At 63.6% G+C, this 22,590-nt stretch carries 26 protein-coding genes, 3 tRNA genes and 1 pseudogene; 21 read left to right on the plus strand and 9 right to left on the minus strand.

From position 1 onward, the window contains the following. The first annotated feature begins 106 nt into the window (after window positions 1-106). From HLH48_RS15940 to HLH48_RS15980, 9 genes are all read left to right on the plus strand, one after another. Complete coding sequence (locus HLH48_RS15940) at window positions 107-1,381, plus strand: epoxide hydrolase family protein (protein ID WP_182998477.1); 1,275 nt, start codon at window positions 107-109, stop codon at window positions 1,379-1,381. Between the two features lie 34 nt (window positions 1,382-1,415). After that, window positions 1,416-1,832 (plus strand): organic hydroperoxide resistance protein, encoded by a 417-nt coding sequence (locus tag HLH48_RS15945; RefSeq protein ID WP_182998478.1) that lies wholly within the window; start codon window positions 1,416-1,418, stop codon window positions 1,830-1,832. 60 nt (window positions 1,833-1,892) lie between these two features. After that, on the plus strand, window positions 1,893-2,957 hold the full coding sequence (locus HLH48_RS15950; protein ID WP_182998479.1) for an alpha/beta fold hydrolase: 1,065 nt from the start codon (window positions 1,893-1,895) through the stop codon (window positions 2,955-2,957). Window positions 2,958-2,981: 24 nt separating this feature from the next. Then, window positions 2,982-3,494 carry a cytochrome P460 family protein gene (locus tag HLH48_RS15955; protein WP_182998480.1) on the plus strand — a complete coding sequence of 171 codons (513 nt, stop codon included), beginning with the start codon at window positions 2,982-2,984 and terminating at the stop codon, window positions 3,492-3,494. A 53-nt stretch (window positions 3,495-3,547) separates the two neighbouring features. Then, on the plus strand, window positions 3,548-4,393 hold the full coding sequence (locus HLH48_RS15960) for an oxidoreductase (RefSeq protein WP_182998481.1): 846 nt from the start codon (window positions 3,548-3,550) through the stop codon (window positions 4,391-4,393). 14 nt (window positions 4,394-4,407) lie between these two features. Continuing rightward, on the plus strand, window positions 4,408-5,184 hold the full coding sequence (locus HLH48_RS15965; RefSeq protein WP_182998482.1) for an alpha/beta fold hydrolase: 777 nt from the start codon (window positions 4,408-4,410) through the stop codon (window positions 5,182-5,184). A 24-nt stretch (window positions 5,185-5,208) separates the two neighbouring features. After that, on the plus strand, window positions 5,209-6,846 hold the full coding sequence (locus HLH48_RS15970) for a GMC family oxidoreductase (protein ID WP_182998483.1): 1,638 nt from the start codon (window positions 5,209-5,211) through the stop codon (window positions 6,844-6,846). A gap of 117 nt (window positions 6,847-6,963) precedes the next feature. Next, entirely contained in the window at window positions 6,964-7,932 is a 969-nt protein-coding gene (locus tag HLH48_RS15975) for a quinone oxidoreductase family protein (RefSeq protein WP_182998484.1), read from the plus strand. A gap of 72 nt (window positions 7,933-8,004) precedes the next feature. Continuing rightward, window positions 8,005-8,190, plus strand: a complete 186-nt coding sequence (locus HLH48_RS15980) for a hypothetical protein (protein ID WP_246387395.1) — start codon at window positions 8,005-8,007, stop codon at window positions 8,188-8,190. 44 nt (window positions 8,191-8,234) lie between these two features. Here the strand turns inward: HLH48_RS15980 and HLH48_RS15985 are convergent, their stop codons facing one another. Together HLH48_RS15985 and HLH48_RS15990 are read right to left on the minus strand one after the other, a co-directional pair. Continuing rightward, window positions 8,235-8,453, minus strand: coding sequence for a conjugal transfer protein TraD (locus HLH48_RS15985; protein ID WP_182998485.1), 219 nt, complete (start codon window positions 8,451-8,453; stop codon window positions 8,235-8,237). A gap of 1 nt (window position 8,454) precedes the next feature. Next, window positions 8,455-8,784, minus strand: a complete 330-nt coding sequence (locus HLH48_RS15990; protein ID WP_343065431.1) for a conjugal transfer protein TraD — start codon at window positions 8,782-8,784, stop codon at window positions 8,455-8,457. Between the two features lie 168 nt (window positions 8,785-8,952). On the opposite strand from HLH48_RS15990, the gene HLH48_RS23580 reads away from it, so the two are divergent. The 7 genes and pseudogenes from HLH48_RS23580 to HLH48_RS23805 form a co-directional block, all read left to right on the plus strand. After that, window positions 8,953-9,213 (plus strand): MobA/MobL family protein, encoded by a 261-nt coding sequence (locus HLH48_RS23580; protein ID WP_264812226.1) that lies wholly within the window; start codon window positions 8,953-8,955, stop codon window positions 9,211-9,213. Next, window positions 9,101-11,860, plus strand: coding sequence for a Ti-type conjugative transfer relaxase TraA (traA, locus tag HLH48_RS15995; protein WP_264812227.1), 2,760 nt, complete (start codon window positions 9,101-9,103; stop codon window positions 11,858-11,860). Before HLH48_RS23580 ends, traA begins: the two co-directional genes overlap by 113 nt. 130 nt (window positions 11,861-11,990) lie before the next feature. After that, window positions 11,991-12,209, plus strand: coding sequence for a helix-turn-helix transcriptional regulator (locus HLH48_RS16000; protein WP_182998486.1), 219 nt, complete (start codon window positions 11,991-11,993; stop codon window positions 12,207-12,209). After that, the gene (locus HLH48_RS23300) at window positions 12,199-12,351 is read left to right on the plus strand and encodes a hypothetical protein (protein ID WP_182998523.1); all 153 of its coding nucleotides are present in this window, start codon (window positions 12,199-12,201) and stop codon (window positions 12,349-12,351) included. Before HLH48_RS16000 ends, HLH48_RS23300 begins: the two co-directional genes overlap by 11 nt. Before the next feature lie 177 nt (window positions 12,352-12,528). Next, window positions 12,529-12,777 (plus strand): type II toxin-antitoxin system Phd/YefM family antitoxin, encoded by a 249-nt coding sequence (locus tag HLH48_RS16010; RefSeq protein ID WP_149577224.1) that lies wholly within the window; start codon window positions 12,529-12,531, stop codon window positions 12,775-12,777. Further along, window positions 12,774-13,235: a type II toxin-antitoxin system VapC family toxin gene (locus HLH48_RS16015; protein ID WP_182998487.1), complete on the plus strand. Its 462-nt coding sequence runs from the start codon at window positions 12,774-12,776 to the stop codon at window positions 13,233-13,235. The genes HLH48_RS16010 and HLH48_RS16015 overlap by 4 nt, the downstream gene beginning before the upstream one ends. Beyond that, window positions 13,232-14,266: pseudogene (locus HLH48_RS23805) on the plus strand (recombinase family protein); the annotation flags it as partial. The gene HLH48_RS16015 and the pseudogene HLH48_RS23805, both read left to right, overlap by 4 nt. Window positions 14,267-14,455: 189 nt before the next feature. On the opposite strand, the gene HLH48_RS16030 reads toward HLH48_RS23805, so the two are convergent. The 7 genes from HLH48_RS16030 to HLH48_RS16060 all read right to left on the minus strand — a co-directional run bounded on the left by HLH48_RS16030 (window position 14,456) and on the right by HLH48_RS16060 (window position 16,400). Continuing rightward, window positions 14,456-14,701 (minus strand): hypothetical protein, encoded by a 246-nt coding sequence (locus HLH48_RS16030; protein WP_182998488.1) that lies wholly within the window; start codon window positions 14,699-14,701, stop codon window positions 14,456-14,458. A 129-nt stretch (window positions 14,702-14,830) separates the two neighbouring features. Further along, window positions 14,831-14,920, minus strand: a tRNA-Ser gene (locus HLH48_RS16035). Between the two features lie 2 nt (window positions 14,921-14,922). Continuing rightward, window positions 14,923-14,996 (minus strand) — tRNA-Arg (locus HLH48_RS16040). 33 nt (window positions 14,997-15,029) lie between these two features. Continuing rightward, the gene (locus HLH48_RS16045) at window positions 15,030-15,335 is read right to left on the minus strand and encodes an ETC complex I subunit (protein WP_182998489.1); all 306 of its coding nucleotides are present in this window, start codon (window positions 15,333-15,335) and stop codon (window positions 15,030-15,032) included. Between the two features lie 50 nt (window positions 15,336-15,385). Next, window positions 15,386-15,462: transfer RNA gene (locus HLH48_RS16050), tRNA-Pro, on the minus strand. Window positions 15,463-15,552: 90 nt separating this feature from the next. Beyond that, window positions 15,553-16,035 (minus strand): xanthine phosphoribosyltransferase, encoded by a 483-nt coding sequence (gene gpt, locus HLH48_RS16055; protein WP_182998490.1) that lies wholly within the window; start codon window positions 16,033-16,035, stop codon window positions 15,553-15,555. Next, window positions 16,035-16,400, minus strand: coding sequence for a tRNA-binding protein (locus HLH48_RS16060; RefSeq protein WP_182998491.1), 366 nt, complete (start codon window positions 16,398-16,400; stop codon window positions 16,035-16,037). The genes gpt and HLH48_RS16060 overlap by 1 nt, the downstream gene beginning before the upstream one ends. Before the next feature lie 134 nt (window positions 16,401-16,534). On the opposite strand from HLH48_RS16060, the gene HLH48_RS16065 reads away from it, so the two are divergent. From HLH48_RS16065 to HLH48_RS16085, 5 genes are all read left to right on the plus strand, one after another. After that, entirely contained in the window at window positions 16,535-17,815 is a 1,281-nt protein-coding gene (locus tag HLH48_RS16065; protein ID WP_182998492.1) for an MFS transporter, read from the plus strand. Window positions 17,816-17,905: 90 nt separating this feature from the next. Further along, the gene (locus HLH48_RS16070) at window positions 17,906-19,123 is read left to right on the plus strand and encodes a GGDEF domain-containing protein (RefSeq protein WP_182998493.1); all 1,218 of its coding nucleotides are present in this window, start codon (window positions 17,906-17,908) and stop codon (window positions 19,121-19,123) included. A gap of 371 nt (window positions 19,124-19,494) precedes the next feature. Beyond that, window positions 19,495-20,403: a glycosyltransferase family 2 protein gene (locus HLH48_RS16075; RefSeq protein ID WP_246387402.1), complete on the plus strand. Its 909-nt coding sequence runs from the start codon at window positions 19,495-19,497 to the stop codon at window positions 20,401-20,403. Continuing rightward, window positions 20,403-21,623, plus strand: coding sequence for a glycosyltransferase family 4 protein (locus tag HLH48_RS16080; protein WP_182998495.1), 1,221 nt, complete (start codon window positions 20,403-20,405; stop codon window positions 21,621-21,623). Before HLH48_RS16075 ends, HLH48_RS16080 begins: the two co-directional genes overlap by 1 nt. Then, window positions 21,620-22,588, plus strand: a complete 969-nt coding sequence (locus tag HLH48_RS16085; RefSeq protein ID WP_182998496.1) for an NAD-dependent epimerase/dehydratase family protein — start codon at window positions 21,620-21,622, stop codon at window positions 22,586-22,588. The genes HLH48_RS16080 and HLH48_RS16085 overlap by 4 nt, the downstream gene beginning before the upstream one ends. Window positions 22,589-22,590 lie beyond the last annotated feature (2 nt).

Consider the following 22,590-nt stretch of genomic DNA (forward strand, 5'->3'; position numbering starts at 1 on the left):
TCTGGCAAGCGCTAACACCTCATAATAACGCATAACGGGTGCATCGGTCGATCTCTGTCTATGTGTTGACGCAGCAAGACCTTCTGCTGACGCATGGAGAACGCTCATGCCCGCACCGACGCTGCCGCTCACGCGGCGCACCCTACTTGCCGGGATGGCGGCTGCTAGCGCCCTCCGAGCGGTTCCCGTGGCGGCGCAGGCTGGTGTCAAGAGCGAAGCCATCCGGCCCTTCCGCGTCGATATTCCGGACGACGAGATTATCGGGCTGCGCCGGCGTCTAGCGGAGACGCGATGGCCGATGCGGGAAACTGTCACGGATCAGTCCCAAGGAGTTGAACTGGCGAGACTCCAGGAACTCGTCCGCTACTGGATGACCGACTATGACTGGCGGAAGGTCGAGGCGCACCTGAACGCGCTGCCGATGTTCCTCACAGAGATCGACGGCCTCGACATTCACTTCATCCATGTCCGTTCGACGCATGCGAACGCCATGCCGATGATCATGACGCATGGTTGGCCCGGCTCGATCCTGGAGTTCATGAAGGTCGTCGGTCCTCTTACCGATCCCGTCACGCATGGCGGTTCGGTCGGGGATGCCTTCCACCTCGTCGTGCCCTCGATCCCTGGCTTCGGCTTCTCCGGTAAGCCGGCGGAAACGGGTTGGGGCTCGGACCATATCGGCCGCGTCTGGTCCATGCTGATGCGGCGCCTGGGCTATGATCGCTTCGTCAGCCAAGGCGGCGACTGCGGTTCGGTGATCTCCCAGCGCATGGCGCTGCAGAAGGTGCCCGGTCTGCTCGGCATCCACCTCAACATGCCGGCTGTGGTTCCAGCTGAGATCGCCAAGATACTGGCCGCGGGGGACCCGGCCCCGACCAGCCTTTCGGCCGTAGAGCGCGGAGCCTTCGACCAGTTGGAAGCCTTCTATCGCGACAACTCCGCCTACGCAGCGATGATGAACACCCGGCCGCAGACCATAGGCTATTCGCTGGTCGACTCCCCGGTCGGCATGTCCGCTTGGATGTACGAGAAGATTGCCCAATGGACCTATAGCGGCGGCCAGCCCGAGCGTGTCCTAACCCGCGACGAAATCCTCGACGATATCTCGCTTTACTGGCTGACGGGGACCGGTGCATCGGCGGCCCGAATCTACTGGGAAGACCACTCCAACAACTTCAACGCGCGCGGCGTCATCGACGTGCCGGTCGCTGTGAGCGTCTTTCCCGGCGAGATTTTCCGCGCGCCCAGAACCTGGGCCGAGCGCTGCTACAAGAACCTCTTCTACTTCAGCGAGGTGAACAACGGCGGCCATTTCGCGGCGTGGGAGCAGCCACAGCTTTTCACGCAAGAGGTTCGGGCGGCCTTCAGGCCGCTGCGCTGACCGCACCCCTTCTCTCCAAGAGGAACAGAGATCAATGACCGCACAGGCCAAATCGCTTTACACTGCAAAGGTTCGCACAACAGGCGGCCGGGACGGAGCCTCTCGCAGCTCCGATGGCCGGCTGGATATCAGGCTTTCAACGCCTGGAGGTCCAGGCAGCGGCACCAATCCGGAACAGCTCTTCGCCGCCGGCTGGTCGGCCTGCTTCGAGGGCGCGATGGTGATTGCCGCCCGCAAGATGAACGTCGCGCTGCCTGCTGATCTGGCGATCGATGCGGAAGTTGATCTGAATGCCGCTGATGGCGGCTATTTCCTCGGCGCGCGCCTCAATGTGAGCCTGCCTGGTCTCGACCGAGCAACTGCCCAGGCTGTCGTGGATGCCGCGCATCAGACCTGCCCGTACTCCAAAGCCACACGCGGCAACATCGACATCGCGATCAATCTCCTCTGAGGACGCTTCCTGCGAGCCGCCTGCCAACCGAATCCACTGCCCCTCGAAGGAGATTCACCAATGGATACGACCACGAAGCCCGAGCAAATCGATTATTTGCGCCGTCGCCTTTTTGGAGCCGCGGCCATGACCATCGCCGTCGCGCAGCTTGGCATGAGCGGGACCGCAAACGCACAGTCTACGAAGACGTCATCGAAGCTGCTGACAACCATGCCGGGGACACACACATCGTTCCGCGCGCTCAAGCAAATCGAGGCTGGCGTGTTGAACGTCGGATATGCCGAGGACGGTCCTGACAACGGACCCGCCGTTATTCTGCTACATGGCTGGCCTTATGACATTCACAGCTATGTGGATGTCGCGCCGTTGCTGGCCTCGGCCGGATACCGGGTCATCATCCCGTATCTTCGCGGTTACGGCACGACCCGTTTCCTTTCAAGCGAAACGCCTCGCAACGGCCAGCAAGCCGCGCTCGGAGCCGACATTATCGCCTTTATGGATGCGCTCAAGATCGAGAAGGCGACCGTTGCCGGCTACGATTGGGGTGCGCGAACGGCCAATATCGTCGCCGCTCTTTGGCCTGAGCGCTGCAAGGCGATGGTTTCCGTGAGCGGCTATCTCATTGGCAGCCAGGAACTGAACCGGGCGCCGCTGCCGCCCAAGGCCGAATTGCAGTGGTGGTATCAATACTACTTCGCCACCGAGCGTGGCCGGGCCGGCTATGAGAAATACACGCACGATTTCGTCCGCCTGATCTGGGAGCTCGCGTCGCCAAAATGGGCCTTCGACGACGCCACCTTCGACCGCTCGGCTGCTGCGTTCGACAATCCCGACCATGTTGCCGTCTCGATTCATAACTATCGTTGGCGGCTTGGCCTGGCGCAAGGCGAGCCGAAATATGATGACTTGGAAGGGAAGCTCGCAGAGTTGCCGGCGATCGGAGTGCCGACGATCACCATGGAAGGCGACGCGAACGGCGCGCCGCATCCCGATCCGGCAGCTTACGCCAGGAAGTTCTCCGGCAGATACGAGCACCGGCTGATCACGGGCGGCATCGGCCACAACCTGCCGCAAGAGGCGCCTCAAGCCTTCGCGCAGGCGGTCATCGATGTCGATAGGTTTTGATCACGCACCCGGCGGAGCTTTCCAATGAAGCCTCTCTACCTCCTGCCATGCGTCGTCGCGGCGCTGGTGTCGCTCGTCTTTGTAATGATCTCCGGGGCCAAAGGCGATACGAAGAGCAAAGACGCGGCGCCGATCTACGGTGTCACCGTCCCCGAGGGATACCGGCAATGGGAGTTGATCGCGCCGGCACTTGAGGCGGAACCCCTCGACGAGCTTCGCGCTGTCGTCGGAAACAGCATGGCGATCGATGCCTATCGCGCCGGTACGTTGCCGTTCCCGGACGGAACGGTCCTCGTCAAGCTCGCCTGGAAGCAGATGCGATCCACGGAGTTCGAACCCGCGACCGTTCCAGGGGTTGCCACCACCGTCCAGGTGATGGTCAAGGACTCGAAAAAATACGCCGCCACCGGCGGCTGGGGATTCGGCCGATTCATCGGCGGCAAGCCGGTCGATGAGGCGCAGCACCAAACCTGTTTTGCCTGCCACGAAGCCCGCGTCAGGGGACACGACTTCGTCTTCACCCGGTTCGCGCCGTAACGCGGCCGCGAACGGATAACGGCACGCCGGAAATCAACCTGAAAGAGCAAGCTATGTCGCAACGATGGCTCATCACTGGAAGCTCGCGTGGCCTCGGCCGTGCCCTGTCCGAGGCTGTTCTGCAAGCCGGCCATCGGCTTGTGGCTACAGCCCGAGAGCCTGCGCGACTGAGTGATCTTGCGAAGTGCTATGGCGATGCCATCCGGACATTCGCGTTGGACGTGACTGACCCTATCGCCGCGCAGGCGGCCGTTCGTGTCGCCGTGGACAGCTTCGGAGGCATCGACGTCCTCGTCAACAATGCCGGCTACGGCAATGTCAATTCGGTCGAGGACACGGAGCTGGATGATTTCCGCCAGCAGATCGAGACGAACCTGTTCGGCACGATCATCGTGACGAAGGCCGCGATCCCCGTCATGCGCGAACAGCGCGGCGGCCATATCATCCAGTTCTCGTCCGTCGGCGGGCGTATCGGCGCGCCAGGCCGCGCCCCCTATTCCGCGGCGAAATGGGGCATCGAAGGTTTCTCCGAAGTGCTCGCGCAGGAAATGGCCCTGATCGGGGTCAGGGTCACGGTAATCGAGCCAGGAGGCTTTCGGACCGACTTCGCGGGATCCTCGACCATGCTGAAGGAGGGGCGTCCCGAATATGACGAGGTCGTGGGCGCAACCGCACGCTTGCAGCGGACATATGACGGCCGGCAGCCCGGCGACCCGACGCGCGCGGCACAGGCCATTCTTGAGATAGCCGCGATGGAACAGCCGCCGTTCCGACTGCCGCTTGGAAGCGATGCCGTGAAGATCATCGAGCAGGCTGATCTCAAAAAGCTGGACGACCTCAAGCAATGGCGTGCGCTGAGCGTGTCCACTGATTTTCCGCAGCAAAGCGACGCTCCATGAAAGGAATTACTCAGATGAACAAGCTCTTCGCAGGACTGGCAATAACTGCCGCCATACTCAGCAATTCCAGCGCACGCGCGCAGCCCGACAAGCCCACCATTATCCTGGTGCATGGCGCATTCGCCGACGCATCGAGCTGGAACGGCGTCATTGGAATACTTGAGAAGGACGGTTATCCCGTCGTAGCCGCCGCCAATCCTCTGCGTGGCGTCCGGACCGACTCGAAATACATCTCCGATATTCTGTCCGGCATCAAATCGCCCGTTGTCCTGGTGGGTCATTCTTATGGCGGCTCTGTCATCAGCGAAGCCGCCAACGGCCACGCCGATGTCAAGGGGCTGGTCTACGTTGCGGCATTCGCACCGGACGTTGGCGAGACAGCCGCCGGGCTTGCGGGCAAGTTTCCAGGCAGCACGCTTGCTCCAACGCTTGCGCCGCCGGTGACGCTGTCCGGCGGTGGAATCGATCTCTACATCCGGCGGGACAAATTCCACGATCAATTCGCGGCAGATGTTTCGGAGGCCGATGCGCGGTTGATGGCCGCCACGCAGCGACCGATCACCGAAGCCGCGCTCAACGAGCCGGAGACAGCGCCGGCGTGGAAGACCATTCCGGCCTGGTTCGTCTATGGCGACAAGGACAAGAACATCCCGCCGGAAGCTTCCGCTTTCATGGCCGCACGCGCCCACTCAAGAGAAACCGTCGTGATCAAAGGCGCCTCGCATGTGGTGATGGTGTCCAATCCCGGACGAGTCGCAAGACTGATCGAGAAGGCCGCTGCGGCAGAGTGAGCATTCTCCAGCGAGGATCAGAATATGTCGGTAACATCCGAGTTCGATGAGTTCGCCGAACGCCTCCGGCGCAACCAGCACGAGTTAGGACGCGAACTGCGATTGCAGTATGACTTTATCGTGTGCGGCTCCGGTTCTTCCGGCTCGGTGGTCGCGCGCAGGCTCGCGGAGAATCCCAACGTCAGCGTGCTGCTGATTGAGGCCGGATCCAGCGACGACGTTCCGGCCGTCATTCAGGCAAATCAATGGCCCTTGAATCTCGGAAGCGAGAGGGATTGGGGCTTTCAAGGCGAACCCAATCCGCACATTAACGGGCGCTCGATTCCCTACTCGATGGGCAAGGTTCTCGGCGGCGGCTCCAGCATCAACGTCATGGTTTGGGCTCGGGGGCACAAACAGGACTGGGATTCCTTCGCATCAGCGGCAGGTGATCCGGCCTGGAGTTACGACTCGGTTCTGAAACTCTATCGCCGTATTGAAGACTGGCGGGGCACGCCCGACCCGGACTACCGCGGCGCGGGAGGATTAGTGTTCGTGGAGCCGGCGCCCGATCCCAATCCCCTTGCCCCCGCCACGGTGAACGGGGCGCGCGCAATCGGCATCCCGACATACGAAACCCCCAACGGCCGCATGATGGAAAGTGATGGCGGCGCATCCATCACAGATGTGCGCGCGCGCAACGGACTGCGAGAGTCGATATTCCGCTCATATGTCTATCCCTACATGGACAGGCCGAACCTGACGGTTCTGACCGAGGCGCTGGTTGTCCGTGTGACGTTCGATGGAAAGCGCGCCACCGGCGTCGAGATCGCGCGGAAGGGAGAGATGCTGAAGATCGCAGCCTGCCTTGAGGTGGTGCTTTCGCTCGGCGCAATTCATACGCCCAAAGTTCTAATGCAATCCGGCATTGGCGATCGGGCGGATTTGGAAAGGCTCGGACTTCCCGTCGTCGCGCATCTGCCGGGTGTGGGCCAGAATCTTCAGGACCACGTCGCATTCGACTGCATCTGGGAATATCAGGAGTCCTTGCCGCCGCGCAACACTATGTCGGAGGCGATCATCTTTTGGAAAAGCAGATCAGAGCTGACCTGTCCGGACATTCTCATCTGCGAGGCCGAGGTTCCGAAATCGACTCCGGAGAACGCAGCGAGGTTCGGACTGCCTTCGGCAGGTTGGATATTGTTGGGAGGCGTCGCGCATCCGAGAAGCAGAGGCCGTCTACGTCTAAGCGGTCGCGATCCGCTCGACCCCGTTCGTATCGAAGCGAACGTGCTGGCCGATATGGATGACATGAAGACGGCGATCGCTTGCGTCGAGTTCTGCCGTGAGATCGGCAATTCGGCTCCTCTGCGTCCTTTTGTGAAACGGGAAGTGATGCCGGGGACTTTGAAGAGTGCCGAACTGGAAGATTTCGTGCGAAATGCAGCCACCAGCTTCTGGCATTTGTGCGGCACCGCCAAGATGGGTCGTGACGGCATGTCGGTCGTCGACAGCCAACTCAAGGTGTACGGGGTTACCAATCTTCGTGTGGCGGACGCCTCGATCATGCCCCGCATAACGACCGGGAACACGATGGCGCCTTGCGTCATCATCGGTGAGCGCGCGGCCGAGGCGCTGCGAACCGACTATGGACTAGCCGCGTCCAGACACGAGCTGACATAGCGCCTCGCCCGCATGTCCTTTCGGGACAGCCGCACGCGGCGGCATCAGCGACGAGGAGTTGCGCACCTTCGGCCAAGTCGGCGTGCGAGCGACAGTTACAGAAAATGGAGATGTGCAATGAAAGCCATTGTCATGACCCGAACGGGCGGACCTGAGGTGATCGAGTTTGTCGAGCGCTCAGACCCGATGCCAGGCCCGGGCGAGGCACTCGTCAAGATCGCAGTCGCCGGCGTCAACTTCATGGATATAGGGGTCCGCCGCGGCACCGCGTGGCGCGAGACGCCTGACCCGAAGATACTGGGCGTCGAAGGCGTCGGCCGTGTTCTGGCAGTTGGCCAAGGTGTCGATGACATCCAGCGCGGCCAGCGCGTGGCTTGGGTTTATTCGCCCGGCAGCTATGCCGAAAAGGCTGTAATCCCGGCTGCCGCGCTTGTAACTGTACCGGACGAGATCGATGACCGGACCGCTGCGGCGGTGATGATGCAGGGGCTGACCGCCAGCCACTTCGCGACGGATTTCTACCCTGTGCAGTCAGGTGACATTGCGCTTGTCCACGCGGCCGCCGGTGGCCTCGGTCTGCTCCTGACACAGATCATCAAGTTGAGGGGCGGCCATGTCATCGGCCGGGTCTCTTCGCGGAGCAAGATCGCGGTGGCCAAGGAGGCTGGCGCAGATGACATCATCATCGATACCGAAGGCCGGTTCGCCGACGAAGCGATTCGTCTGTCGGGAGGCGAAGGCGTGCACGTCGTCTACGACGGCTCCGGCCCGAAAACTTTCCAGGGCTCGCTTGATGCGCTCCGGATTTCAGGCACTTTCTGCTGGTATGGCCCCGTTCTGGGCGGTCCTGGCCCGATCGACATCATGACGCTCCCGAAGAGTATCAAGATCGGTTACCCTACCTTCTACGACCATATCCACACGCCCGAACTATTCCGCGCCCGTTCGGCCCGGCTGTTCGACTGGCTTATCGAGGGCAACCTCAAGATTCGGATCGGCGGCGAATATCCGCTGGCGGATGCGGCGAAAGCCCATGCTGATATGGAACGCCGCGTCACGACGGGCAAACTGTTGCTCATACCCTAGAAACGCGAACGACCCGAGACAGAGCCCGCACGGAAGAACCCAGCGGCCTGCATCGCTGCGATGGGCGCCGCCATGCCTGAAGATCACCGGCGGTTCCTTGTCGGCTTCAAACGAGGCGAACCGGATTGGACGCTTCTCGGGATACCGGAAGCGCAGCATTTGCCCGCCGTCATGTGGAAACAGTGCAACCTTGCCAAGCTGCCCGATGCCAAACGGGGCGAGCTGGTCGATGCGTTGGCGTGCGTTCTCTTTCCCTGACCGCAACGCCATCGAAGGGGCGTGTCCTATGGCGCTGCTGATGCTCAGTTATCCTCGAACGCCTGCTTTCCCTTCGCGGTCCAGAGCGCCCGTGCGTGTTCACCCTGCTCGCTTTTGAGCCTGTCGGCCATCCAGAGCAGCGCGCCGTAGATCATGGCGCGATCATCGCTGGTCAGGTCCACGATACCGGCCTTGACGACAAGGCCGCCGAGTTCGATCAAATGCCGCGTCCGCTTGCGACGTTTGACCTGCCAGGTGCGCATGTCATGACGTGCTTGCACCGTTTGATGCCGATTGCGCGCCGCCTGGTTGCGTCGCAGCGCCGCCCGAGTCGCGGTCAGGCGGAGATGCAGATCGCCGTGCCCGCCCTTGAAAGAACGCGGCCCCGCGTTTCGCCCATGCCTCCCTCTTTCCGGCGTCCTTGGTTTCGGCCAGCACGATCAGCGCGCCCGCCAGTTCCTCGGCGCTGAGGGCGTCGGCGCCGGTCAAGATGACCAACTCGCCGAGTTGCTGTACCTTGCGGGCTTTCAGGTCTCGCGTCTTGTCTTCCAGTGACTTCAGTTCCGCGTCAAAGTCCCGTGGCTTGCGCATCATATCCTCCATAAGCTGTCGATGAAGCGATGATAGTTGAGCGCCTACCACAATGCTGTAAGGTCGCCGGGACGAGCTGACGCGGCGCGGGCTGTCCCGAGAAATTAGTTTCGAGGGCGCGCTTATACGTCGTTCCGACGTGCGCTTCGCTGTGATGATGTTCGGATCGCGATGGCGATCTATCATCTTCACGTCAAGGTCATCGGCCGCAAATCCGGCTCCAGCGCGGTGGCCTCCGCCGCCTACCGTTCGGCCTCGCGGCTGCGCGACGACCGGCTGGACCGCGACCACGACTTCTCGAATAAGTCCGGCGTCGTCCATTCCGAGGTCATGCTACCGGAGAACGCGCCGGAGCAAATGGCGCGACCGCGAACGGCTTTGGAACGATGTAGAGGCGTTCGAGAAGAGGAAGGACGCCCAACTTTCTCGTGAGATCGAGTTCGCCCTTCCGCACGAGATGACGCAAGCGCAGGGCGTCGAACTCGCCCGCGACTTCGTGCAGGCGGAGTTTGTCGATCAGGGCATGATCGCCGACCTCAATGTGCATTGGGACATGGCCGAGGACGGGACGCCCAAGCCCCATGCCCATGTCATGCTGACCATGCGCGAGGTGAGCGAGGATGGTTTCGGCCAGAAGGTGCGGGACTGGAACCGCACGGAGCTGGTCGAGCATTGGCGCGAGCGTTGGGCCGATCACGTCAACGAGCGGCTGGCCGAACTCGACATCGACGCGCGCATCGACCATCGGAGCCTGGAAGCGCAGGGCATCGGCCTTGAGCCGCAATCGAAGATTGGCGCACCCGCGCAGCGCATGGAAGCCGCCGGGCTTGAGGCCGACCGCGCGGACGAACACCGCGAGATCGCACGGGCCAACGGCGAGCGGATCATCGCCGATCCTTCGGTGGCGTTCGACGCGATCACCCACCAGCAATCGACCTTCACGCGGCGCGACATGGCGATGTTCGCGCATCGGCACAGCGACGGGATCGAGCAGTTCAACGCAGTCATGGGCGCGATGCGGAGCGCGCCCGAGTTGGTCGAACTCGGCGCGGATGGACGCGGCGAGGACCGCTTCACCACCCGCGAGATGATCGAGACCGAGCAGCGCCTGCACCGCGCCGCCACGATGATGGCGGAACGGGAACGTCATGAGGTCAGCGGTAGCGACCGCAAAGCCGCATTGGCCCACGCGGCGGATCGCGGTCTTGTCCTGTCTGACGAGCAGGTCGACGCTCTGGCGCATGTCACGGATGGGCGCGATCTCGGCATTGTCGTCGGCTATGCCGGGACGGGAAAGAGCGCGATGCTGGGTGTGGCGCGCGAAGCCTGGGAAGCGGCTGGCTACGAGGTCCGGGGCGTCGCGCTGTCCGGCATCGCCGCCGAGAATCTGGAAAGCGGATCGGGCATCGCGTCGCGCACCATCGCCAGCATGGAACACGGCTGGGGACAGGGCCTCGACGTAATCACGTCCCGCGATGTGCTTGTCATCGACGAGGCGGGCATGGTCGGCACGCGGCAGTTGGAGCGCGTTCTGTCCCATGCCGCCGAGGCCGGCGCCAAGGTCGTGCTGGTCGGCGATCCGCAGCAGTTGCAATCCATTGAAGCGGGCGCGGCGTTCTGCTCGATCTTCGAGCGCCACGGCGGGGCGGAGATCGGCGAGGTGCATCGCCAGCGCGAGGACTGGCAGCGCGATGCCACCCGCGACTTGGCAACCGGCAGGACCGGCGATGCGATCCATGTCTATGACAGTCACGGCATGGTCCATGCCGCGCAGACGCGGGAACAGGCGCGTGACGATTTGATCGACCGCTGGGACCGCGACCGGCAGGCCGCACCAGACAGCAGCCGCATCATCCTCACCCACACCAACGACGAGGTGCGCGTGCTCAACGAGGCGGCGCGTGGGCGGATGCGGGAAGCTGGCGATCTTGGCGAGGACGTGCGCATCACGGTCGAGCGTGGCGCACGAACCTTCGCCCCCGGCGACCGCGTGATGTTCTTGGCTAACGAGCGCGGCCTTGGCGTAAAGAACGGCACGCTCGGGACTATCGAGCAGGTCAGCGCGCAGAGCATGACCGTCCGCACCGATGACGGCCGCGATGTCGCGTTCGACATGAAGGACTACAATCGCATCGACCACGGCTATGCCGCCACGATCCATAAGGCGCAGGGCATGACGGTGGACCGCGCCCATATTCTGGCGACACCGGGCCTGGACGCTCACGGCAGCTATGTCGCCCTGTCGCGTCACCGCGACGGCATGGACCTGCACTATGGCCGCGACGACTTCGCCAGCCAGGACAAACTCATCAACACCCTGTCGCGCGACCGCTCCAAGGACATGGCGAGCGACTACGAACCCGCCCGTGACTACGCCGAGCGGCGCGGCATCACCTTCCGCGAGCGGGTGGAGCGGGGTGTCGAGATCGTGCGCCAAGTTCCCGAAAAGGTGCGCGGCATGTTCGACGGGCTGCGCCTGCCCGCCGAAGGCGGACAGGGGCCGGAAAGGAAGGTGGAGGAAGACCCGGAGGCGGCGTTGCGCCGCGCCCGTGGCCGGGCGCTCGTCCGCCATGCCCGCACCGTCGATGCGATCTTCGCGGCGCAGGAGCAGGGCGGCAAGGCCAGCCCCGATCAGGTTAGGGAATTGCAGGAGGCGCGCCAGCGGTTCGAGGAGGTGCGCCCCTACGGCTCGCATGATGCCGAAGCGGCCTACAAGAAGAACCCGGAGCTTGCGACGGAGGCGGCGTCAGGCAACACGCGGCGCGCCATCCGCGCCCTGCAACTGGAAACCGAGCTACGCACCGATCCCGGCCTGCGCGCCGACCGCTTCGTGGAACGCTGGCAGAATCTCCACAGGACCAGCGACCAACGGTATGCGGCGGGCGACTATGCCGGCCATAGGGCCGCGCGGGCGGAGATGGGCAACATGGCGCACAGTCTCGAACGCGACCCGCAGATGGAGTCCCTTCTGGCTGGCCGCAAGCGCGAACTCGGCATCGCATTCGATTCGGGGATGGGCGTCGGCCGCGACCTCACCCTCACGTTCGGGCTTGGCCGGGGCCGGGGTCTCGGGCTGTAGAACCATCCTATTTACCGCCTTTTTTTCGCCACACTACTACGGCGCCTAAATATCTATTGTGTAACAACAAATCATTGCTCTTGCCTGACTTGGAAGTTCTCAGAAACAGTCAGCAGGAGGCATCGCGGCCATGCGCCAACCAGACCGTATCATCCGCATGGACACCGTCCGCGACCGGACGGGTCTCTCAAGGTCCACCATCTACCGCAAGATCGCCGAGGGTACGTTCCCGCCCCAGATCAAGATCAGCATCAACGGCGCGGGCTGGCGGGAATCCGACATCGACCGATGGGTCGCCAACCCCGTGGCATGCCGGCCAGGAAGCGGGCGCGGCCTCGATGCCGTCTGATCGCGGCGCGCGCTCCCGCGCCCGGCGCGTCAGGCCGCCCACGGCATCCGAGCAGCTTGAGGCGCTGTTGGGCTATCCGTGGCCGTTCCCCGGCAGGCCGCCGAAACATGACCTCTCGACCTGGACCGTTACCGACGACTAGCCCGATCCCGTTCCGGTCACGGAAGCCGAGATCGAGGTGTTCGAGCAATGGTTCGGCGACCTGTTCGACGAGTTGTTCGGTTCTGGCGGCTGACGCTCCAAGCGTCGAAATCGACGTTGAAATCCGCCCTCCAATAGATTACATGTAGTCACATATGTCTACATATGGAGGTGCAACATGCTGACCATCAACCTCAGAGACGCCAAGGCTGGATTTTCCAGCCTGGTCGATGAAGCCGTCAAAGGAGAGATCGTGACCATCACCCGTCATGGCAAGCCCGTTGCGGCCCTGGTTTCGGTCGAGGCGGCGGAGATTGCGCGCAAGGCGCTGACGCGCAAACGGGCGGGCCTTGTCAGCTATCTCAGGACGTTCCCAGGCGGAGAGTTCCCGCGCAACCGCAAACCATCGCGGGATGTCGAGCTTTGAGCGGCTTCCTTCTCGACACCAACGTCGTTTCCATGCTGGCGCCGTCGAAGGCGGAAGCATCCGCTGACTTCCTCACCTGGCTGGATCGCATGGACGCCGATGGACGGCTATTTCTGTCGGTCGTCTCCATCCATGAGATCGAGAAGGGAATCGCGCTCCTTGACCACAAGGGGGCAACGGCGAAGGCCGCGAGCCTGAAAGCATGGCTCAGTGGACTTGTCTCCACATACGATGACAAGATCATTGGCTTCGATGCGCAGGCCGCCGCTATTGGCGGGCGGCTGGAAGCGAAGGCGCTTGCGGCCGGTCACGACCCCGGCATGGCTGACGCAGTGATTGCCGGGACCGCCGCAGCGCATGAACTCATCGTTGTCACCCGCAACACAAAGCATTTCCTGCCGTTCGGCGTCGCCGTGTTGTCGCCTGACGAAGCGGCTGCACAAGGAGGCCCGGCATGACCGCTTCCACAATCCCTCTGCGCGCCGCCCTCTACCTGCGTGTCTCAACAGCGCGGCAGGCCGAGCATGATGTTTCGATCCCCGACCAGAAGCGGCAGGGCGAAGCCTACTGCGCCTCACGCGGCTATCAGCTTGTCGAAACCTATGTGGAGCCAGGCGCATCCGCCACCAACGACCGCCGCCCGGAGTTCCAGCGGATGATCGAGGCGGGCACGTCTAAACCCGCGCCGTTCGACGTCGTCGTGGTTCACTCGTTCAGCCGTTTCTTCCGCGATCATTTCGAGCTTGAGTTCTACGTCCGCAAGCTGGCGAAGAACGGCGTGAAGCTCGTTTCGATCACGCAGGAAATGGGGGATGACCCCATGCACGTCATGATGCGGCAGATCATGGCGCTGTTCGACGAATACCAGTCCAAGGAAAACGCCAAGCATGTCATACGGGCTTTGAAGGAGAACGCCCGGCAGGGCTTCTGGAACGGCTCGCTGCCGCCCATCGGCTATCGTGTCGTCGCGGCCGAGCAGCGCGGGGCCAAGACCAAGAAGAAGCTGGAGATCGACCCGCTCCACGCCGACACGGTGCGGCTGATCTATCGCCTCGCCCTGGAAGGCGACGGCACGACCGGGCAGATGGGCGTCAAGAACATCGTCTCGTATCTCAACAGCCGCCGTATCTTCACCCGCGACGGCGGGCGCTGGGGCATCGGCCAGGTTCACCGCATCCTGACCCGCCGCACCTATATGGGCGAGCATGAGTTCAACAAGCGCAGCAAGACCAAGGAGCTGAAACCCGTCAGCGAGATCGTCACGGTTCCGGTGCCGCCGATCATCGACCGGGAGACGTTCGACACGGTGCAGGCGCTCTTGAAGGCTCGCAACCCCAAGGTCATCCCTTCCGCCGTCATCAGCGGCCCGACCATGCTGACCGGCCTTATCCATTGCGCCAAGTGCGGCGGGGCCATGACCATCCGCACCGGCAAGGGTGGGCGCTATCGCTACTATGCTTGCTCCATGAAGGCGCGTCAGGGACCGACCGCCTGCGAGGGCATGGCCGTGCCGATGGAAAAGCTGGACGATCTTGTCGCCAGCCATCTGGAAGATCAGCTTCTCCAGCCCGAGCGAATTGAAACCATCCTCGCCAGCGTTCTCGACCGGCGGCAGGAGCATTCCGAGCGCCGCCGCGAGCACATCGCCGAACTGAACAAGCGTGCGTCCGAGTCGGAGCTACGCCTGAAACGCCTCTACGACGCCATTGAGGCGGGCGTGGCCGACATCGACGATCCGGCCCTGAAAGACCGCATCGACGGCCTGAAGGCTACCCACGATCAGGCGAAGGCCGATGCCGAGCGCGCCCAGGCCATGCTCGACAACTCCGGCTCCAAGGCCATCACCCCGCAAATGGTCCGCACCTTCGCCAAGACAGCCCGCCAGCGTATCCGCCTCGAAGGCGGCGGCTACCGCCGCGACCACCTGCGCGCGCTCGCCCAGCGTGTCGAGGTCGCGGACGGCGAGGTTCGGATCATGGGATCGAAGACGCGGCTGCTTCAGGCGCTTACCGGAAAAAGCGGCGTAAACTCAGTGCCCACTCAGGGACTGAACTGGCGGAGAGGGTGGGATTCGAACCCACGGTACGCTTGCACGTACGGCGGTTTTCAAGACCGCTGCCTTAAACCACTCGGCCACCTCTCCGGCGCGCCCTGCTGGATTCGAACCAGCGACCCACAGCTTAGAAGGCTGTTGCTCTATCCAACTGAGCTAAGGGCGCATGCGCACCGGAGTTTCTTCTGCCAGAGTGCAGTCAATGCGTCCAGTTCTGGACCCGGTCGGAGCGGAAATTGTCGGCATAGAGTTTCGGCTTGCGCACCCGCGCCACCGGTCGTTCCAGGTCGTAGGGAACCGCGTGGCGGTCGGCATAGGCGACGGCGCTCTCGCAGTCGGGGAAGTGCAGGCGGAGCTGCGAGCGGGTGTCGCGGCTGCCGGTCCAGCCCATCAGCGGGTCCTGCTGGCGGGGCCGGGTCTGGCCATATTCCAGAATCCAGTCGTGAGTGTTCGCCTGGCCGGACTGGGTCGCCGTTTTCGCCTGCCTGTAGATTCGGGCCCGCATGCAACGAAACTCCCTATTCCATCTTTATTCTATTCTGCATTCTGCTCTGCTGGTCGGGGCGCCCGGACTCGAACCGGGGGCCTCGTGTACCCAAAACACGCGCGCTACCAGGCTGCGCCACGCCCCGAACCTGGGCCGAAGCTATGAGTCCTTGGCCGCGCTGACAAGCGCCCCACGAAATTTTTCCCTTGCCGCGCGCGGAACGGGCCGTCCGGGGTCAGGCTGCCGGGCCGCCCTTGCGGGCCAGAGGCGGGATGAACAGGGGCGCGGTGTCCCAGGGGAACAGCACCCAGGTCTCCTGCGGCACCTCGACCACGAACAGGTCGGTCAGCGGCTTGCCGGACGGTTTGGCGTACAGGCAGGCGAACAGGGCCTTGGGCAGGTGCTGGCGCACGATCTGGGCGGTGACGCCGGAATCGACCAAGTCGTCGATGATCAGGAAGCCCTCGCCGTCGCCGGCGGCGGCGGGTGCCTTCAGGACCTCGGGGTGGCCCTGTGCTTCCTCGTCATAGGTCACGACCGAGATCGTTTCGATCAACCGGCAGTCGATTTCCCGCGCGATGATGGCCGCAGGAATCAGGCCGCCCCGGGTGACCGCCACGATTCCCTTGAACGGCCCGCGCGGGATCAGGATTTCGGCCAACTGGCGGGCGTCGCGATGAAGCTGGTCCCAGGTTACGGTCGCGTAGTTGGTGGCCATCAGAACAGCTTTCCTCCATCTGGCACGGTCAGGTCGGGTTTGATCAGGACGACGTCGCCCTGCCTGTCGGGCATGCCCAAGGTCAGGACCTCGCTCAGGAACGGTCCGATCTGGCGCGCCGGGAAGTTGACGACCGCGCAGACCTGCCGGCCGACCAGCGTATCGGGCGTGTAGTGGACCGTGACCTGCGCCGACGAGCGCTTCACGCCGATCTGCGGCCCGAAATCGATCCATAACTGGTAGGCGGGCTTGCGGGCCGCTGGAAAAGGCCGGGCTTCCACGATCGTGCCGACGCGGATGTCGAGGCGCGCGAAAGTCTCGATATCCGTGGGAGGCAGCGGGCCGGATGGGACGGGTTCTGTCATGGAACGGTTTTGCCCGCGTGGCGGCGGATTTGCAAACGGTTCGCGCGGCCATGACCGCCGGATCGGCGTGCCGTGACGCGGTGCCGAAGACAATGGATGGAAAAAGGCGGCCAGCCGGCTATTGTCCGCCCACCATGCCAGATCATTCCGACCGGGAGGACGACACGCCGGCGTCGTCCGCGACGCCGATACAGCCGCCGGCGCCTCTGTTCAGCCATCGGGGCTTTGCCGTCTTTCTGGCGGCGCGGACCTTGTCCTCGTTCTCGTCGCAGGTTCAGGCCGTCGCGGTCGGGTGGCAGATCTACATGCTGACCCACAGCGCGAGCGCGCTCGGCTGGGTGGGGCTGGCGCAGTTCGCCCCCATGTTCTGCCTCACGCTGCTGGCGGGGCATGCGGCCGATCATTTCGACCGCCGCCTGATCACCGCGACGTGCCAGGCGCTGGAGTCCTGCGGGGCGCTGGTGATGGCGATCGGGTCGTTCGGCGGCTGGCTGACCCCCGGCATGATCTACGCCATGGTCGCGCTGTTCGGGACCGCCCGCGCGTTCGAGATGCCCAGCCAGCAGACCTTCCTGCCGGCGCTGGTGCCGCCCGCGTTGTTCGCGCGCGCGGCGGCGCTGTCGTCGTCGCTGTTTCAGGTGGCCTCGATCATGGGGCCGTCGTTGGGTGGGCTGCTGTATGGCGTCGGGGCCGCGCTCTGCTACAGCGTCTGCACGGCCGGCTTCGGGCTGGCCGCGGTGGCCACCCTGTTCATGCGGCTGGATTTTCCGGCACGGGTCCGGCGGCCCATGACGCTGGAAACCGTCCTGGGAGGACTCCATTTCATCCGCAGGAATCCCGAGATGATGGGGGCGATCTCGCTGGACCTGTTCGCGGTGCTGCTGGGCGGCGCGACCGCGATGCTGCCGCTCTATGCCGATGCGATCCTGCATGCCGGGCCGACCGGCCTGGGTGTTCTGCGGATGGCGCCGGCGCTGGGGGCGCTGCTGGTCGCCGTGATCTTCGCCCGCTGGCCGCTGAAGCGCCGGGCGGGGGAAGCGATGTTCGCCGCCGTTACCGTCTTTGGTGTCGCGACGATCGTCTTCGGCCTGTCCCGGTCGCTGGTGCTGTCGGTCGCGGCGCTGGCGGTGCTGGGGGGCGCCGATGTCATCAGCGTGGTCGTGCGCGGCGCGTTGGTGCAGTTGCGCACGCCGGACGAGATGCGCGGCCGGGTTTCGGCGGTGAACATGCTGTTCATCGGATCGTCGAACCAACTGGGCGAGTTCGAGAGCGGCATGCTGGCCAGCCTGATCGGTCCGGTGGAGGCGGTGGTGCTGGGCGGCATCGGCACGATCGCGGTCACGCTGCTATGGATACGCCTGTTTCCATCCCTGTGGCGGCTGGACCGGCTGGACGATATCCGGCCGGCGGAGTGACCCGGCCGCGCGCCGTGGGGCAGCCGGGTGGAATGGGGGGCGTATGACGGTATGATGACGCCTCAATATGGATCGGGATATCCGTTCTTCATGTTCCTCGCCACCCTGCCCACCGGGCCGTCCATCGCGCTTGTCTCGCTGCTGGTCGGGTTTCTGTGCCGGGTTGCCCGCCAATATCATCCCGAGCCGACCCTGCGCCTGCTGGAGATCGGGACGTTTGCCGCGGCGGTGGGGATTCCGCTGGTGGTGATGCGCCCGCAGGTGCCGGATGTCATTGCCGTACCGCTGGGCAATGGCCTCCTGCTCTTTGCGCTGGCCCTGTTCTGGCAGGCGACCGTCCGGCTGGACGGCAAGCGGCTGTCATGGCCCGGCCTGGCGGCCCCGGTCGTGATCTGGCTGGGCTTTTACACCCTGCCGCACTTCCGGCATTCGCTCGTCATGCGGGTGGAGATCGCGATGGCCATGGCGATCGTGCTGGTGCTGCTGGCGCTGTACCAGTTGATCCGGCTTCCTCGCGCAACCCGCTCGCACCAGGTGCTGATCGGTGTCTGCGTGCTGCATGTCGTCAGTTGCATCGCCCGGGCGATCCTGGTGGGATCGCCGGTACTGGCATCCTGGCTGCCCGTCATGGCCGCGACCATTCCCTTCGAGATGCTGACCTATGTCGTGCTGTGGCCGGGGCTGATGCTGATGCTGGTCGCCGAACGGTCCATCCTCCAGGCGCGGGCGGCGGCTCTGCGCGACGACATGACCGGCGTGCTGAACCGGCGGGGATTCTGGCAGATGGCGGAGACGGTGCCGCAGCGCGGGATCCTGCTGTTCGACATCGACCATTTCAAGCGGGTCAACGATACGTTCGGTCATGCGACGGGTGACCGCGTGATCGCGCATTTCAGTACCGTGGCGACGGCGGTCCTGGGCACCGACGCGGTCTTCGGCCGGATCGGTGGCGAGGAGTTCGCCGCGGCGGTCAGCCTTCCGTCCCGTGACGCGCTGGGGGCGCTGGCCGAACGAGTGCGTGCCACCTTCGAGCGGGTGCCGCTGTCCGGCGATCTGCCGGCCACGGTCAGTATCGGCTATGCGGCCGCCACCATTCCCGACCGGCCTCTCGGCGAGCAGATGGCGCTGGCCGACACCGCCCTCTATCGCGCCAAGCAGCGGGGGCGCAATCGGGTGGAGGGGGCTGGTCCGGACGGGGCCGCCGGTATCGGCATGCTCCCCCGCATCCGCCGCAGGGACCTCCAAACCGGGGAAAGCCCCGCCGCAGGCCGCGACCCGACGAGCGCCGGGTCGGACCGCCAGCCCTGACCTGTCCGCGATCGCGGGTCAGGCCGCGTATGGGAAGAACGATTTCATAACAGTCGTTTAGCGGGAGAATGGCGGGCGCACAGCGCCCGGACGGCAAAATTTTTTCGTTAAGATGTGTGACGAATTGGATCGTCCGTGGCGCACGGACGTTCCTTGTTCCGAGATTGCCGCCGATCGGTCCTTCTCGGAGTGAGGAATGACGTGCGGCACCTGTCCATCATCGGTCGGCCTTTTTTTGGGCATTATGGACTGATATCGCTTGATGAGCGGCTTCCGGAAGGAAGCGCGATGCGTTTTCGGCATGGTATGTAGAAAAACTAAATAATAAATAATATTAATGATTTTCTGAGGAGGTGGAATTGTTGTCGAATATGGAGGGTGAAGGGAGAGTTTCTGTTGTCATTCCGTTATATAATCATTCTTCATATATCGAATGCGCTCTTGAGAGCGTCATAGAGCAGGGGAATATTGTCAGGGAAGTCATTGTTATCGATGATGGGTCGCAAGATGACTCATTGCAGATTGCGAGGCAGTTCGCAGCCGGGCATTCGCGGATCCGGATTGCCGGCCAGACGAATTGCGGGGCCGCCGTGACCTTGAATCGCGGGGTGCGGGCGGCGACCGCCGAATATGTGGCCATCCTGAATTCCGATGATGTCTGGGCGCCGAACCGGCTCGATCACCTCGTCAGGGCGCTGGACCGGGATGCCGGGCTGGATCTCGTGGCCAGCGGACTATCATTCGTCAATGACGAGGGCGTTGCGATCCGCAATGCCTGGTATGAGGAGGGACTGGACAGTTTCATCGCGCGCCGCGACCCCGGACTGGCGCTGATGGATGCCAATGTCCTGATGACGACATCGAATTTCGTCGCCAGGCGCAGGGTATTCGACGAACTCGGCGGTTTTGCGGACCTGCGATATGCTCATGACATGGATTTCGGCCTGCGGCTGGCGCTCAACCGCCGCCGGATCGGTTTTATCGACAGGGAGCTTCTGTCTTATCGGGTGCATGAGACCAACACGATCAAGGAAAACCATGCCGGTGTGCGCGTCGACTGGGCTATGGTGGCGTCCTTCTTTCTCTGGGGCCTGTCGCATGACGAGGCCGCGAATGGCGCCCGGGTTCAGCAGGCCTGGCAGATCCTGGAGAAGCATGGCCTGACCCGCGCCGCGCAGGCATGCATCGCCTATTTCGATGCCAATCCCTCCGGCTCGCTGGCCACCAACGGCCTGCCGGCCGACGCGGACATGAAGTCCAAGCTGCTGCTGGCAGTGTGATGAAGCTCCTCTTTATCAGCAATCTTTTCCCCCCCAACCAGATCGGCGGCTATGAGGTGCTCTGTGCCCGTGTCGCCGGGGCGATGGCACAGCGTGGCCATGAGGTGCGTGTCCTGACAAGCTGCTATGGCGGCAGGATATCCGACCATGAGGGAATGCGTGTGGCCCAGGGGCTGCGGCTGCTCTGTGGCGACACCATCTACCAGTCCTTCGCCAAAGGGGAACTGCGCCGGCAGGTCATTTCGGACGACAATGCGATCGTCACGCGTGAACTGGTGGAACGTTTGCGCCCCGACGTCGTTTTCGCCTGGAACCTTTATGGATTGCATAAAGATTATTTCCATATGATCGAGCGTCTTGGCGTGCCCGCCGTCTGCATGCTGACCGACAACTGGCTGGCTGAAATGATGGCGCCGGCGTTTATCGGCACCTATTTCGAGCGCCATATCTATGGCGATCGGCCGGGTGGAGGGCTGGTGCCGGCCGAGACCATTCACAAGATGGAGGTTGCGGCGATCTTCGGTGCCCGCTCGATGCAGGCTCTCCATGAAGCCGCCGGGCTGGGCTTTCGCGACGCTACCGTCATCCATAATGGCGTCGATCTGACGGATGTGCTGGCCCGGACGCGCAAACCCCGCCGGGAACTGGGGGAGGGACCCGTCCGGCTGCTGTTCGCCGGCCGTCTCGTCCGGCTGAAGGGGGTGCATACCGCGATCGAGGCGCTGGGCGAACTCGACCGGCGTTCCGGCGCCGACCGGCGATCCTTCTCGCTGACGATCGTGGGCGACGACACGGATGCGGTGTATCTCGCCCATCTGATGTCCCTGGTTGCCCGGCTGGGGCTGGCGGAGAAGGTGACGTTCCTGCCGCCGGTGGCCGAGGCTGACCTTGGCGACCTGTTCGATCGGCACGATCTCTATCTTTTCCCGTCGTTGTACGAGCCGTTCTCGCTGACGCTGATCCATGCCATGGCAACGGGAATCCCGACCATCGCCTCCGCTGTCGGAGGGAATGTCGAGATCGTGGAGGACAGGCGTACCGGCCTGATCTTCGCGCCGGGAAATGCCACCGATCTGGCGGCCATGATCGCGTTCCTGGCGGAAGACGGGGAACTGCGCGAGCGGATATCGCAGGCCGCGCGGGATGCCGCGGCGCAGTTCACCACCACACGGATGGTCGAGCAGATGGAAGCCTATCTCGCCCGGCAGATCATGCGATGACGGCCCTGCCGATGGCCGGCCGGACCTGCCTGGTCCTTGGTGCCGGCGGATTTATCGGCCAGGCGCTTGTCGACCGGCTGGTGGAGGAGGGGGGGCTTGTCCGTGCCTATGGGCGGCCGCCCCGGCTGCGCGATGCCGATCCGCATCTCGACTGGCGGGGCTATGAGTTTTCCGACGAATCCGCTCTGGCCCGTGCCGTCGACGGCTGCGATTACGTTTTCCACCTGATCGGCGGCACGCTGCCCGAAAGCGCGAACCGGAATCCGGAAGCCGAGATCCTGGGCAGCGTCAACCGCACGATCCATCTGCTCGATCTGTGCAGGACAGCGGGCGTCCGAAAGCTTGTGTTCGCATCGTCGGGAGGTACCGTCTACGGTATTCCGAAACATGTTCCGATCCGGGAGACCATGGAGACGTTTCCGATCTCGGCCTATGGCATCGCCAAGCTGACCATCGAGAAATTCCTCTATCTCTATGAATATCTCCACGGGCTGAACTCGGTGGCCCTGCGGATTGCCAATCCGTTCGGTCCCTATCAGGATCCCGGCAAGAAGCAGGGGATCATTGCCGCCGCGATTGCCAGCATCTTCGCTGACCGGCCCGTCGAGATATGGGGGGACGGAACGGTCGTGCGTGACTTCATCTATATCGACGACGTGATATCGGCCTTTATCGCCGCCGCCGTTTACGATGGCCCCGAGCGGATTTTCAATATCGGGTCCGGTATCGGCCGTAGCATCAACGATGTCGTCGCCTCGGTCGGGCGGGCGATGGGCGTGGAGGCGCCGCGCAGGATCTATCGGCAGGGACGGGCAAGCGACGTGCCGGTCAATGTGCTCGATATCGCGCTGGCCCGCCGGGAACTGGCATGGGCGCCGACGGCAGACTGGGCCGGATCGCTGCGGGTCACGGCCGAGCGCCTGAAGGCCTTGCAGGCGCCGCAGCCGTCGATTCGACCCATATAAGG

It is taken from the genome of Gluconacetobacter sacchari (genome assembly GCF_014174255.1).
Classification (GTDB): Bacteria; Pseudomonadota; Alphaproteobacteria; order Acetobacterales; family Acetobacteraceae; genus Gluconacetobacter; species Gluconacetobacter sacchari.